This is a genomic window from Aeribacillus composti, assembly GCF_031760945.1.
Taxonomy (GTDB): domain Bacteria; phylum Bacillota; class Bacilli; order Bacillales; family Aeribacillaceae; genus Aeribacillus; species Aeribacillus composti.
Window position 1 is genome coordinate 2,354,298 of the sequence record NZ_CP134501.1, and the last position, 14,033, is coordinate 2,368,330.

The window sequence follows — 14,033 nt, forward strand, 5'->3', positions numbered from 1 at the left end:
AGTTTTTTTTTATTTATTTGGTTCAGGAGACAAATTTTGCACATCGATGTCGTCTTTTTCTCTTTCTTTTTTCGCCCATTCAAAAAATACATGAGCTAAAAATGTTCCGTACACAAGCTCTTGGATCACTTTCATAATAATGCCGCCAAGCTGCTGATCCTCAAGCAGCGGCATTCCGCTAAACATTTGCGGGCCTGACAAAGACAACCCAGCCAACGTATCAGAAGGAACACATAAGCTTAAAGTCTTTACCCACGCCTCCGGATTCGAATATGTTTCAAACAGCGGCGCACCTGCAAAAATGATTAAACCGCAGGCTGGTGTGATTAAAACGCTGTTTCCTAAAATGTAGGCAATTTTTTTCAGACCCCCAATTGGATGCCAATTTGGACTTTTTCCAATCAATGGCCAATACATAAAAAAGGCAAAAACGAAAATAAAAGTAGTAGCCGCCTCATGATAAATATAATTTGATTTTAATGTATCGAAAATAAACGGCACATGATACAAGGAAAAAAATAAATTAAACAAAATCATAGCCAATATCGGTTTAGTGAAAAATTTTACAACAGGTTTTATGACCGGCTTTTCCATAACAGCCTTCCATAACCATTCAGGAACGCCGATAATCAAAAGCGGTGCTACGATTAAAAACAAAATTGCCATTGAAGCCATATGCCCTGTAAATGTAATGTGCCCCAGCAAATCAAGCGGGCTTCCTTTGCTGACATAAAGGAGAACGATTGCCAATATAAACACTAATTTTTGTTTTAGGCTGACCGGTTCAGAATTTTTAAAATAGTGACGAAGCGAATCGGTTAATAATAAGTAAAGCACAATTAAAATAACACAAAATATAAAAAACAGCGGACTCCACATAGCGCGAAAGCCAAATATATCTAAACTCAACTGAATCAATCCTTTCAATCATCGATCTAGTCGATTCCATTTCATTATACATGCTTTCCTTTTCTTTTTTCAATGAACGTTCTATGAATTTGCATTTCTTTCAGCAAGCAGATTTATATTGCCTTTAAAAAAAGAAGCAACCAGTTAAAACTGATTGCTTCCATAAAGAGTATTTTACCACCAGACAATTGTCATAAAGGCAAGAACCGTCAGAAATGTGACAAAAATACCTGACCATATGAAAAACTGTGGTCCTTCATGTCCTTTATGATTCATATGCATGAAATAATATAGCTGAAAAATGACTTGAATGCATGCAAGCAGTACAATAAATGGAACTTTCAACCATTCGTCGATTCCATCATATCCTACTGTAATAAAAGCTACAATCGTTAAAAAGATCATTAACGCAAATGAAACGACTTGGTGCTTCATTTCTTCCGCATTTTTTTTACGGCGAAACGCTAAATCAACTTTTGGGTTACGAGAATTTTCACTCACCATCGTTATCCCACCATTCCCATTAAGTATACAACTGTGAATATAAATACCCAAACAACGTCGATAAAGTGCCAATAAAGGCTTGCGACGTAATATTTAGGAGCGTTGTATAAGTTTAATCCGCGTTTTGCATTTCGAATCATCAGCGTTGTGATCCAGAGAAGCCCAAAGGCAACGTGTGCACCGTGTGTTCCTACTAGCGTGTAAAAGGCTGAACCAAGCGCACTGCTTGTCAACTTAAATTCAAATTCATGCATGTAATGATTAAATTCATAAATTTCCAAAATTAAGAACGCAAGACCTAATAAAACGGTGACTCCAAACCAGAACTGCATTTTGCCAAATTGAAAGTTTTTCATATGATAAATTGCATAGACGCTTGTCAAACTGCTTGTTAATAAAAGCATTGTCGCTACAAATACTAATTTGATGTCAAAGAGCTCCTGCGTTGAGGCCCCGCCAGCGGTGGAATCTCTCAACGCTAGAAACGTAGCAAACAACGTGGCAAACAATACTGTTTCGCCGCCTAAGAAAACCCAAAAACCAATAAACTTATTTTTCCCTTCGAGGGTGGCCTTTTCTGGCTGCTCAGGAAACGTTTCAGCCGTTAATTTTTCTTCTACATGCATTATGCCTGAACCCCCCCATTATCATCTTTTAAAAGGTCTTCTTTATGAATATGGTATCCATGGTCATCAATAATCGAGCGTAAAAACATCGTACCGAACGTAATGATAAAGCCGATAATAGCAACCGGCACACCCCACGAATAGTCATTGTGGTACATGAGGCCGAAAGCGGCAATGAATAAGCCTATTGAAATAATAAAAGGCAAGATTGAAGAGTTCGGCATATGAATATCGCTTAGCGGTTCAGCAGGTGTTAAGCCTTTTTTGCCCTCCATTTTTTCAATCCATAAAGGATCTAATCCGCGAACAAGCGGAGTTTGTTTAAAGTTGTATTCAGGTGGAGGTGATGCAACTGCCCACTCTAGTGAACGTCCATCTTCCCAAGGATCTGCACCTACTTTTTCTCCCTTCACAGAAGTAACCACAACATTGATCAAGAGAACGACTACTGCTATCCCCATCAGAACCGCACCTATTGTACTGATCAAGTTTCCAGTATCAAAGCCTTGGCCTGATAAGAATGTGAACACGCGGCGCGGCATTCCCATTAAACCAAGGAAATGCTGGATAAAGAACGTTAAATGGAAACCGATGAAAAATAATACAAATGTTATTTTACCAAGCGTCTCATTTAACATTTTTCCAAACATTTTTGGCCACCAATAATGGGCAGCAGCCAAAATAGCAAATACAACACCACCAACAATTACGTAGTGGAAGTGTGCAACAACAAAGTAAGTATCGTGGTATTGATAATCGGCTGGAGCAGCAGCGAGCATGACTCCAGTTACACCACCCATAACAAATGATGGAATAAAACCGACTGCATAAAGCATCGGTGTTGTAAAGCGGATGCTTCCGCCCCACATTGTAAAGAGCCAGTTAAACACTTTAATTCCTGTCGGCACACCAATTGTCATAGTTGCAACTGCAAAAATCGCATTGGCAATCGGACCAAGACCTGTTGTAAACATGTGGTGCGCCCACACCATGAATCCTAAAAATCCGATCAACACTGTTGCAAACACCATTGATGTGTACCCAAACAATCTTTTCCGAGCAAAAGTTGGAATAATTTCTGAAAAAATTCCGAATGCCGGCAAAACTAAAATGTAAACTTCAGGATGTCCAAAAATCCAGAAAATATGTTCATAAATGATCGTATTCCCGCCTAAAGCCGGATTGAAAAAGTTCCCGCCAAATAAACGGTCAAACATTAAAAGCGCAATTCCAACAGTCAGCGGTGGGAACGCAAACAAAATAAGTCCTGATGCTACAAAAGTAGTCCATGTAAACAATGGCATCCGCATGTATGTCATTCCGGGTGCACGCATATTAATAATCGTAACAAGAAAATTGATCCCGGAAATTAATGTTCCTAATCCGGAAATTTGCAGCCCTAGTATATAAAAGTCTACTCCATGTCCAGGAGAATTCAAGGCCACTGAAGCGTATGCCGTCCAGCCAGCATCAGGTGCCCCGCCTAAAAACCAGCTTAAATTTAAGAAAACACCGCCAAAGAAAAACAACCAAAAGCCTAAAGAATTCAAAAACGGAAACGCAACGTCACGAGCCCCAATTTGGAGTGGAACAACTGCGTTCATATATGCAAACAATAACGGCGTAGCTGCTAAAAATATCATCGTTGTACCGTGCATTGTCATCAATTCGTTAAACGTACCTGCACTGACAAAGTCATTTTCTGGAATGGCCAATTGAATACGCATCAAAAGCGCTTCAATTCCACCAATTACAAAAAAGAGTCCTCCAGCGATTAAATAAAGGATGGCAATCTTTTTATGGTCAACAGTTGTCAAATAGTCCCAAACCGTTGGCCAGAACCCTTTTTTCCGAGCTAACGTACTCACGATGTAACCTCCCTTTTATAATTAGTGAGCATTACTTTTCAACTGATAGGCTTTGTAAATAATCTGTTAATGCTTGAAGTTCTTCTTCAGTCAACTTACCGTATGTGCCTGTCATTGTGTTGCCAGGTTTATATTTTTCAGGATCTTTCAACCAGTTTTTAATATTTTCTTCATTGTGTTCCAAGATGCCGGCTACTCGTTCACGATCAGCAAAGTTAGCTAAGTTAGGTGCCGTTCGTGCTTGTTCAGGTCGGTTATCAGCTGGTGATACTGCATGGCAGCCGATACAGCCTTTATCTTTGAACACTTGTTCTCCCTGTTTTGCAGACGCTGTTTGAGCAACAGTTTCAGCTTTGAAATTTTTCATTTTATTAATCCAAGAATTAAATTCATCTCGGGAAACCGCCTTCACTTTAAAGTCCATCAATGCGTGAGATGGTCCGCATAATTCAGCACATTTCCCGTAAAAAATGTTTTCAGCTTCCTTCGCACGTTTTGAATCAATTTTTAACCAGAACTGGTTCTCATTATCTGTGTTTGTATCGATTTTACCACCAACTGGAGGAATCCAGAATGAGTGCTTCACATCTGATGCTTTTAAGTTAAAATAAACTTTTTCATCTGTCGGCAAGACTAAATCTTGGCTTGTAATGACTCCATAGCCAGGATATTCAAATTCCCACCAATACAAACTTGCTCTTACATTGACAACAAGAGGATCTTTTCCTCCATTTTTATCATCTGCCAACGCTTTTTTCATTGGGTCGGTATCCGCCAAATTAAAGGTGGAAGCAACTACCGGAACTGCCAATACAATCAGCAATAATATAGGAATAACAGTCCAAATGATTTCAAGCTTATGGCTTCCTTCCACTTGTACCGGAATTTTATCGCTTCCTTTCCGGCGGAATTTCATTAAGACATAAATAAAAATAATCGTTACGACTGCAACAACAATCACCATGATTGCCGTACTCAACATCATGAGCGAAAATTGTTCATCGGCAACTTCTCCAGCTGGAATCAGCGTGGAAATAAACGGTTCGCCGCAGCCTGACAATACGAGCGTCATGACTGAAAGTAGTAACAAAAGACGCCATTTCAGCTTTTTCATCGCTAAATCAAACCCCTCTTTCTTTGTTAAATCCTGTTCATAAAGAAAAAATGAAGAATTCCTTCTATGAATAAATTCTTATCTAGAAAGAATTACTACCGAACGTTAAATTATTGAAAAGGCAACCATAGCCACAAACAAAATGGTTAAATAGTTAATTGAATAGATAAACATCCACTTAGACCATTTTAAATCATTTTTCATTTTCAGTCCAATTAATGACAAAATCAACCAAATAATGTTCAATACAGTAGCCAAAACGATGAAGCCAATGCCTAGGCTAAACAAATAAAAAGGAAGGGGCAGCAAGCAGGCAACCCAAACAATGATTTGTCTTTTCGTCACCTCAAAGCCATGAACAACTGGAAGCATCGGAATTCCAGCTTTACGGTATTCTTCCGAACGCTTCATCGCAAGTGCCAAGAAATGAGGCGGCTGCCAAATAAACATGATTAGAAATAAAATCCATGCAATGATATTTAAATCATCAACTGCAGCCCATCCAATCAGCGGCGGAACAGCTCCAGCGATGCTGCCGACTACCGTATTGATCGTATATTGGCGTTTTGTCCACATCGTGTATAGCACTATGTAGGAAAACACGCCTAACAAACCAATGACGGCTGCGGAAACAGAAACCATTAGAAGCAAAATCGTTCCAATGGAAATGAAGCCGGTCCCCAGCAGCAATACTTGAAACGAGCTTATACGGCCCGTTACGGTTGGGCGTAATCTTGTTCTTTCCATTACATGGTCAATATCTCTGTCATAAAAATTGTTGATTGCGCAAGATCCAGCAATAATAGCTGCTGTTCCAAGCAATGTAAACACAACAATATCTATATTTTCAAGAAAACCTTTACCGCTGAAATATAATGCCAACCATATTCCGGTAAAAGTGGTGATTAAATTGGAGTTGACGATTCCGATTTTAATTAATGATAAAAAATCTTTCCAAGCGGAAGTTGCCACTTCTATTTCTTGCCGATCGTTTAAAACAACTTCGCCCCTTGTATTACCCAATTGAATGACCTCCTCTGGGACGGCCTCCTATCTGAGACCATTTAGCGTTTGCCTCTATCATATAAAAAAAACACGAGACAAAAAAGCATTCATATAGTATTAAACCATAATTCGTCAATTTTTTGTGTACATTTCGCGAATAAAGTTTGTCGAAATTGTGAAGCGGTTAAAAATAAAATATTTTCCGATTATAATAATAGTTGGTCGAACGTTTCGGCAAAATGCCTTCCCCATAATATTTCTAGCAAACTCCTTTTGAATATTCAAGCTTTTTCTGATTCTACAAGAAACTATTTGTTTCGAAGTTTGATGTTTCTATACCCATTATGGAGTTTCTTTCGGCTTTTTAAACTTATTAAAGATGTTAGAAGGTGAATGAGACATGCACTATTTATTAAAATGGCTTGGCGTCGTGACAACAATCGTCATGCTATTCGTTTTAATTGGCGGAGCACTCGTAACAAAAACAGGATCATCTCAAGGATGCGGCCGGTCTTGGCCGCTTTGCCACGGAAAAGTTCTTCCAGACCCTTTGACATTAGAAACAATCATTGAACTTTCACACCGACTTGTGAGCGGAATTGCAGGAATCCTTGTTTTATGTCTTGTTATTTGGGCTTGGAAAGCGATCGGGCATAAAAAAGAAACAAAGCTGCTTTGTTTTCTGGCCATCTTTTTTATTGTTTTGCAGGCGCTAATCGGTGCTGCAGCTGTCGTATGGGGGCAATCCGATGCCGTTCTTGCACTTCATTTTGGAATTTCCCTCATTTCATTTGCAGCTGTTTTGCTGCTTACTCTGCTGATTTTTGAAGTTGATAAAAAATTTGACGCAGATAATGCTGTCATTGGGAAAAAAATGCGATTTCATATTTATGGCATTATTACTTACAGTTATATTGTCATTTACACAGGTGCATATGTTCGGCATAAAGGCGCAAGTCTAGCTTGTCCAAGCATTCCTTTTTGCAGCGAAAATCGCTTGTTCCCGCAAACCGTCCATGAATGGGTGCAAATGGGCCACCGCTTTGCAGCAGGCTTGCTGTTTATTTGGATTGCGGTTGCCACTATTCATGCGATAAAACATTATAAAGATCAAAAAGTGATGTATTGGGGTTGGATTATAGCTTTCATTCTCATTCTTCTCCAAGCATTATCCGGCATATCCGTGATCTTGTCTGATTTAAATCTTTATCTTGCCTTGGCACATGCTTTATTTATTTCCTGCTTGTTCGGGCTGTTGTGCTATTTTGTTCTTCTTGCAGGCCGGGCAAAAGCTTCGAATGATTAAACCTTTAGAATTGATGATGGCGGAAATCGGCGAAAGAGCTGATATCCGCCATCTTTTATTTTTTTTAAGAATGTGGGATGTCATTTTAAAAATCGAAACAATTTTTCCCTGATTGACGATGGAAAGTTTTCCAAACGAATCTTTTAATCAAGACTGTAAATGTCTTTATATTTCTTTTCTAAATACTGAATAAAATATGCCGGATTCAACGATTCGCCAGTCGCATCCTTTAATATTTCCAGCGGTTTTTTCATTTTGCCATATAGATGAACATGTTTTGTCAGCCAGCTTTGAATTTGCTGAAATTCTCCGTTTTCAATAAGTTCTTCAACATTCGAAAGATCCTGCTCCATTTTTTGCATCAATTGCGTTGCATACATATATCCTAAAGCATATGAAGGGAAATAGCCAAAGCTTCCTCCCGCCCAATGAACATCTTGAAGCACCCCGTTTCCATCATGATCTGGAGCAATACCTAAATATTCGCTATATTTATCATTCCAAACTTTTGGAAGATCAGACACATCCAAATTTCCTTCAAACAGCAATTTTTCTATTTCATAGCGTACAATGATATGAAGACAATATGTCAATTCATCTGCTTCAATACGGATCAGCGATGGTTTAACTTCATTGATCGCTCTGTAAAAATCATTTAAAGAAACCCCAGTAAATTGGTTTGGAGCATACGTTTTAAGTTGGTTGTAATATCGCTTCCAGAAATGATAGTTTCGCCCAATTAAATTTTCATAAAATAATGATTGAGATTCATGAATCCCCATTGAAGCGCCGTCAGCAAGAGGAGTTCCTTCCAGTTCTTCATTTATGTTTTGCTCATAAATCGCATGTCCGGCTTCATGAATGGTTCCGAAAACGGCCGTTCGAAAATCTGTTTCATCATACTTTGTTGTAATTCGAACATCGCCCCGGTTCATTCGAATTTCAAAAGGATGGACGGTTTCATCAAGGCGGCCGGCATCAAAATTGTAGCCTATTTCCTTTAAAATATATTCGGAAAACTTTCGCTGTTTTTCTTTCGGAAACGGTTTGTGCAAAAACGAAACGTCGATTTTTTTTGATGATTCTACAATTTGTTGTACTAATGGGACGATATGTTTTTTAAGCTCTGCAAAAACCTTGTCAAGCGTCTCCACAGTTATTCCTGGTTCATACAAATGAAGGAGCGTATTATATTTATGTCCCTTATAGCCCCAATAGGAAATAAACTTTTTATTGAATTCTATTAATTTTTCTAAATAAGGAGCAAATTGATTGAAATCTGCATTTGCTTTCGCTTCTTCCCAAACTGATTCGCTTTTTGATTGGAGAATGACATATTCTTTATATTCCTCTTTCGGAATCTTAATGTTTTTTTCATACTCCTCTTTGCATTCCTGAAGAGCTTTCTTTGTCACCGAAGAGAGATTGTCATAAACATGTTTTTCTGTTAATTCATCAAGAAACTCTTTCATAGTATCTGAAACGGACATCTGGAACCACTCTTCAGAAAGAATGCCGATTGTTTCAGCTCGCCGCTCCAATCCATTTTTCGGCGCACCCGTCCGTAAATCCCAATACATTAAATTTAATGCTTCTTCATAGCTTTCCATTTTCTTTAAGTAATCGAAAAATTTTTGTTCTTTTTCTTTTAAGCCCATTTTGATCATCCCCTTCTTCCAATTGAAAATATATTTCAGCTCGGTTTGACCGGCAACGCTTTTACGACCTCCGAAACAATATTTTCTCCCTCATCTTTGCTGATAAAAATCGTTACAGTACCATGGTCATCTTTCGTGCGAAGGAGGCGTCCAACCCCTTGCTTCAGGCGCAGTATCATATACGGAAGATCCACTTCATAGAAAGGATTTGTTGCGGATTTTCGTTTCGCATCAAATACAGGATCATCCGGCGGGAATGGCAGCGACCAAATGATCACATGTTCAAGCGACGGTCCTGGAACGTCAAGCCCCTCCCATAAATGCACAGCGCATAAAACGGTTTCCGGATCTCTTTCAAAAGATGCCACTAATTCGCTGATTTCATAATCTCCTTCAAATAAACATGAATGCCAAAAGCTTGGTAAATATTTTTTTAAGAAAAGCAGCTCCTCTTTCGTTCTGCATAAAATTAACGTGCGCCCTTTGTTTGATTTTATGACAGATTCCGTCCAGTTCAATTTTTCCTCGCTCGTACCTTTTTTTACAAACACTTTCATATTTTTTTCATAGTCAAAAGGAGAGGAAACGGAGAATGATAGATAATCTTTTATACCAAGGCTATTCGCTAAATAAGCAAACGATCCGTTTTGATCCGATAAAGTGGCTGATGAAAAGATATAAGGTATTTTATGAGAAAACACTTTTTCTTTTAAAATATCTTCTATCCTTTGCGGCATGATCACAAAAGAAGATGACGCGACGTTTTGTTCAAGCCAGGTAATTGTGTTGTCAAATTGTAAAAACAAGCGAAAAGAAAATTCCATTTGATCAAGGTATTCTTCCACAATCTTTAAGCTATATTCATCAATGGTATATAGCTCACTTTCAAAAACTAAAGCTTCAGACAGCTGATTCAATCGTTCGTACAAATTTCCGGCCGCTTCTAACAAATCGTCTGTTCTCGTGATTGTCATCCGATTGGAGCCTTCCTTTTGATGTGCACTTTTAAACAGCATATGAAAAAAATGATCGTTCGCTAAAAGCGCTTCTTCGACCATTTCAGCAAGTTGTTCACGAATGTTGTTCTTTAAAATTTTTTCTAAATATGCTGCTAACGTTTCTTTTTTCACTTGATACGTAAGTGCCTTTTGAGCCGCAAATTCTAATAAATGGCCTTCATCAAACACGACGCAGCTGTGCTCTGGGAGAAGCGGGAGCTGTCCTTCACGTTTCCGGGATTCTTTCGTCCAAATATGCTCCATATAAAAATCATGGGAGCAAACGATTAAATCCTTCGCCTTCCGATAAAAATCGCGGGAAAGAATTAAGCCGCACCGATGTCTTTTGCTGCATGACAAACAGTTTTTAAAAGGATCCCAGCTGATTTTTTCCCATTTTTCATCGGAAAAAAGCGGGTATTGCTTCCGGTCTCCATAATGATAGTAAGATTGCAATCCGCTCTGATCATGCACGAATTCAGGGAGAGATTCATAAAGATCAAAAAAGTCCTCATCATCGTCCATTCCAAGCAAATCCTCAAGCTTGTCCAAACATAAATATTGGTTCATCGATTTTGCCAATCGCACATCCACTTTTAGACCTAGAGCTTCTTCAAGCTTTTTTATATCCCCTTGTTTTTTGACAAGCTGTTCAATTAAAGCTTCGTCCGCACAGGCAATGACGGCAGGTCTTCCGGTATATCGCGCATATGCAATCGCATAAAGCAAATAAACAATCGTTTTTCCTGTCCCTACTCCCGCTTCAGCAAACATAACTTTCTTTTCTTTAAAAGCTCTGTCAAGCTGGAAAGCCATAAAAATTTGTTCGTCGCGCAATTCAAAGCCTTTTTCAGGCAAAATATCATACAGAACATCACCGATCCATTTGTTTAACGCTTCATAAAAGCTTTCATTTTTTGTCAGCGGGAAAGGTAAACCTTGAAACATCATGACTCCAACCTCCGTGATTATTCATAGAGTAAAATTATTTCACTTATTACGCATAACGTCAATATCTTTTCTGGCAGCGCGCGATTCAATTAGAATCATGTCAACCTCGCTTATGCAGGAAACGAGCGGTAAGGTTTGAAGCATAAGCGATTGACTTGGATGAAACGAAATCATTTTAAAAACAGAAAAAACTTCCCATTTTCAGGGAAGCCGTTTTTCTCGAACGGAAAGAGATCCGTGAAAAATAGCCTTTTTCAATTGCCCTTCCGCTTCAAAGATTTGACTGAGCGCTTTTTCTGTTGAACCTCTTTCTACCAACGCAGTATACGTATTTTTTAATGCGCGAGAAATAATCGCATATTCTTCCTTTGTCATAAATCAACCAACCCCGTATAAATTTTATCCATTTTAATTTATGCAGGGCTGGTATTATTTATGCTTTTTTGGGCGGTTTATGTCCCCAATACTGATAATAGTGCGTTTCGATAAACCCGTTAAAAAGTTTCCGTTTTTTTGTCGCCTTTTTTCCGTAAAACTGTTCAAAGCTTTTATTGCTAGTCAAAATGTAAATCGACCAAGTATCTAACAGCGAGAATGTTTTCCCCATTTCCTTATATAATTGCTCCACTTCTTCTCGTTCTCCGAGTCGCTCACCATACGGTGGATTCCCGACTATTACCCCAAATTCCTTCACTGTACGTAAATCTTTAACTTGCATTTGTTTAAAAGTAATGACATCCGAAAGCCCGGCCTCCATGGCATTTTCTTTTGAAATCTCAATCATTTTATGATCAATGTCCGTCCCGATGCAGTCGAGGCGAATATCATATTTAGCTAAATCCTCTGCTTCTTCTCTTGCCCTTCTCCATACATCCTTGCCGATCCAGTCCCATTGCTCTGAAATAAAATCTCTATTGAAGCCGGGCGCGATATTTTGCCCAATTAACGCCGCTTCAATCGGAATCGTACCTGAACCACAAAATGGATCAAAGAAAGGTCTGTCAGGAGTCCAATTCGTTAGCAAAATAAGTGCAGCAGCGAGCGTTTCTTTTAAAGGGGCATTTCCTTTTCGAGCGCGGTATCCTCGTTTATGGAGGCCGTCTCCGCTCGTATCAATGGTCAGTGTAGCAATGTCTTTATGTAAAGAGATCTCAATCTTGTAAACCGCCCCTGTCTCTTCTAACCAATCGGTCGTTTTTCGGTACTGCTGCTTCAATTTTTCAACTATTGCTTTTTTTACAATTTTCTGGCAGTCAGAAACGCTTGCCAGTTTTGATTTCACCGATTTTCCGATGACAGGAAATTGAGCGTTTTCAGGCAAAAATTCCGCCCAATCAATGGCGTTCGTTTTTTCAAACAGTTCTTCAAATGTCGTCGCCGGAAATTCAGCCACTTTTAGTTTCACTCGATCAGCCGTTCTAAGCCATAAATTCGCTCGGCAAATCGCCAGTTCATCGCCTTCAAACGTTACTTTTCCGTTTTCCACTTTGCATGTATATCCTAAATTGCGCACTTCTGATGCAACAATCGCTTCAATTCCCATTGCAGCTGTTGCAATCAATGTAAACCGTTTGCTCATTTTTTCACCTATCTTTTTAAGAAAATAAAAGCTCTCCAAATGGAGAGCATGAAAAATTGCGGTTTATTCCATAACGTTCTGTAAGCCATGTTTTGTCCCCATGCAGCTTGTACATGGGTGGTAATCATCTATCTACAGAAGGGTTTTAGCCCTTCTGTCCTTCTCCTCGTTCATTTCCTCAGAGAAGGTGCCCCTACCATCATTTGGGTTTCTCGCTCGTGGGGTTTACCGCGTTCCACTCTTGCGATTTCTCGCAAGACTACGTCACTGTGGCACTTTCAGGGTAATAGTGCCATACTAATCAATAGCTTAGGCACGTTCCCCGCCGTCAGCCGAAAAGGCTGCCCTAGCTTATGGTTTCGCTAGGCACGAACACTACGGGCATCTCAGCACCGTGCGAGCATGGACTTTCCTCTACAACGGATGATCCGTTGCAGCGATTACCCGAACGTTATGCTAAACCGCATTATGTAGTATAGTGAAAATGAATAAAAAATTCAAGTGGCATCCATGAACATTACTCATATAATTTGCTTCCAAATACATGTTTTTCTAAATTCGATAAACGCTTCAAAATGTCAAAGTTCGTTGTATTCGCCTGCATCGTCGGTTGTTTTTTCGATGCTTCTTCGAGCTGCTTTTTCAGCCGCATATTTTCCTGCCGCAACTGTTCAATCTCCTGGTAAAACGTTTCGTAATCTTTAATGATAATATCTAAAAATTTATCAACTTCTTCTTGTTTATAACCGCGCATCGAAGTTTTAAACTCTTTTTCCAAAATTTCTTTCGCCGTTAATCTAATTTTATCTGAAATCAACTCGGTTCACCTCAATCGTCAGAAGTCCTCCTAGGCTATATTTTTTCAAACTTCCTGATTAATGTCAATTTATTCTTTATGGTAATAACATGTCTCCATCCTATTATAGGAAAAAATGAAGCCTTCAGAGGTTTAAAAATAATGATTATAAACGGAAGGAGCTGGTTACTCAGCCCCTTCTCAAAGATTATCTCGGAAACGGACCAGGTCCCATGCACTGAAAATGTTGATGTGACACGTTATTTACCGCAGATTGAGTATGCGGGAAATAATGCAAATGTTGATACATTTGATGATTAACATTTGTTGTATGAATTGGATGGATATGAGGAACGATTGTTGTTGAATGTGTATGATTGACGCAGCATTTCGTCGGATGAACAATCGGCTGAAGAACGTTCGGTCTGCATTTCATATTATATAACTCCTTCCTATTTATTATTTTTACAATACTAGCCTATGAATATAAAAGTGTACATGTACTAATTCAAATACCTATTTTCAAAAAAAAAGCAGGCGCGATATTTATCCTGTATAGGCTTTTCCTTCATAACCGATTGATTAAGGCACTATATTAAAATTTTTGAAAGAGAAAGACCTTCTTGTTCGATGGAAGGTCTTGCTAGTCAATCTTTCTCTTTAATTTTTTATATTTGACAGAAAAAGCATCTAATAGGCGATGCCGTTTTTTCTCGTAT

Annotated in this window: 13 protein-coding genes and 1 other RNA gene; 1 reads left to right on the forward strand and 13 read right to left on the reverse strand. The window is 38.8% G+C overall.

The annotated features are described in order from the left end of the window. Positions 1–9 precede the first annotated feature (9 nt). The 6 genes from ctaG to cyoE all read right to left on the reverse strand — a co-directional run bounded on the left by ctaG (position 10) and on the right by cyoE (position 5,999). Positions 10–909 (reverse strand): cytochrome c oxidase assembly factor CtaG, encoded by a 900-nt coding sequence (gene ctaG, locus RI196_RS11375; RefSeq protein ID WP_063388525.1) that lies wholly within the window; start codon positions 907–909, stop codon positions 10–12. Between the two features lie 174 nt (positions 910–1,083). Further along, positions 1,084–1,413: a cytochrome c oxidase subunit IVB gene (gene ctaF, locus RI196_RS11380; RefSeq protein WP_063388526.1), complete on the reverse strand. Its 330-nt coding sequence runs from the start codon at positions 1,411–1,413 to the stop codon at positions 1,084–1,086. Positions 1,414–1,415: 2 nt separating this feature from the next. Next, a complete protein-coding gene (gene ctaE / locus RI196_RS11385) occupies positions 1,416–2,039 on the reverse strand; it encodes a cytochrome c oxidase subunit III (protein WP_063388527.1) in 624 nt (207 codons plus the stop codon). Further along, positions 2,039–3,907, reverse strand: a complete 1,869-nt coding sequence (ctaD, locus tag RI196_RS11390; RefSeq protein WP_063388528.1) for a cytochrome c oxidase subunit I — start codon at positions 3,905–3,907, stop codon at positions 2,039–2,041. The genes ctaE and ctaD overlap by 1 nt, the downstream gene beginning before the upstream one ends. A 31-nt stretch (positions 3,908–3,938) precedes the next feature. Further along, the gene (gene coxB, locus RI196_RS11395; RefSeq protein ID WP_063388529.1) at positions 3,939–5,021 is read right to left on the reverse strand and encodes a cytochrome c oxidase subunit II; all 1,083 of its coding nucleotides are present in this window, start codon (positions 5,019–5,021) and stop codon (positions 3,939–3,941) included. 105 nt (positions 5,022–5,126) lie between these two features. Then, positions 5,127–5,999 carry a heme o synthase gene (cyoE, locus tag RI196_RS11400; RefSeq protein ID WP_232515768.1) on the reverse strand — a complete coding sequence of 291 codons (873 nt, stop codon included), beginning with the start codon at positions 5,997–5,999 and terminating at the stop codon, positions 5,127–5,129. 427 nt (positions 6,000–6,426) lie between these two features. Here cyoE and RI196_RS11405 point away from each other — a divergent pair, with 427 nt between their 5' ends. Continuing rightward, on the forward strand, positions 6,427–7,332 hold the full coding sequence (locus tag RI196_RS11405; RefSeq protein WP_063388531.1) for a COX15/CtaA family protein: 906 nt from the start codon (positions 6,427–6,429) through the stop codon (positions 7,330–7,332). Positions 7,333–7,475: 143 nt separating this feature from the next. On the opposite strand, the gene RI196_RS11410 is transcribed toward RI196_RS11405, so the two are convergent. The 7 genes from RI196_RS11410 to RI196_RS11440 form a co-directional block, all read right to left on the reverse strand. Beyond that, on the reverse strand, positions 7,476–8,999 hold the full coding sequence (locus tag RI196_RS11410; RefSeq protein WP_311066256.1) for a carboxypeptidase M32: 1,524 nt from the start codon (positions 8,997–8,999) through the stop codon (positions 7,476–7,478). A 26-nt stretch (positions 9,000–9,025) separates the two neighbouring features. Next, entirely contained in the window at positions 9,026–10,939 is a 1,914-nt protein-coding gene (locus RI196_RS11415; RefSeq protein WP_375338752.1) for an ATP-dependent DNA helicase, read from the reverse strand. A gap of 201 nt (positions 10,940–11,140) precedes the next feature. Beyond that, positions 11,141–11,314, reverse strand: a complete 174-nt coding sequence (locus RI196_RS11420; protein ID WP_157728005.1) for a hypothetical protein — start codon at positions 11,312–11,314, stop codon at positions 11,141–11,143. Positions 11,315–11,372: 58 nt separating this feature from the next. Next, the gene (locus RI196_RS11425; protein WP_311066257.1) at positions 11,373–12,518 is read right to left on the reverse strand and encodes a THUMP domain-containing class I SAM-dependent RNA methyltransferase; all 1,146 of its coding nucleotides are present in this window, start codon (positions 12,516–12,518) and stop codon (positions 11,373–11,375) included. 76 nt (positions 12,519–12,594) lie between these two features. Next, an RNA gene (gene rnpB, locus RI196_RS11430) (RNase P RNA component class B) lies at positions 12,595–12,970 on the reverse strand. A gap of 65 nt (positions 12,971–13,035) precedes the next feature. Then, a complete protein-coding gene (gpsB, locus tag RI196_RS11435; RefSeq protein WP_063388535.1) occupies positions 13,036–13,335 on the reverse strand; it encodes a cell division regulator GpsB in 300 nt (99 codons plus the stop codon). 187 nt (positions 13,336–13,522) lie between these two features. Beyond that, positions 13,523–13,750: a CotD family spore coat protein gene (locus RI196_RS11440; protein WP_063388536.1), complete on the reverse strand. Its 228-nt coding sequence runs from the start codon at positions 13,748–13,750 to the stop codon at positions 13,523–13,525. Between the last annotated feature and the right edge of the window lie 283 nt (positions 13,751–14,033).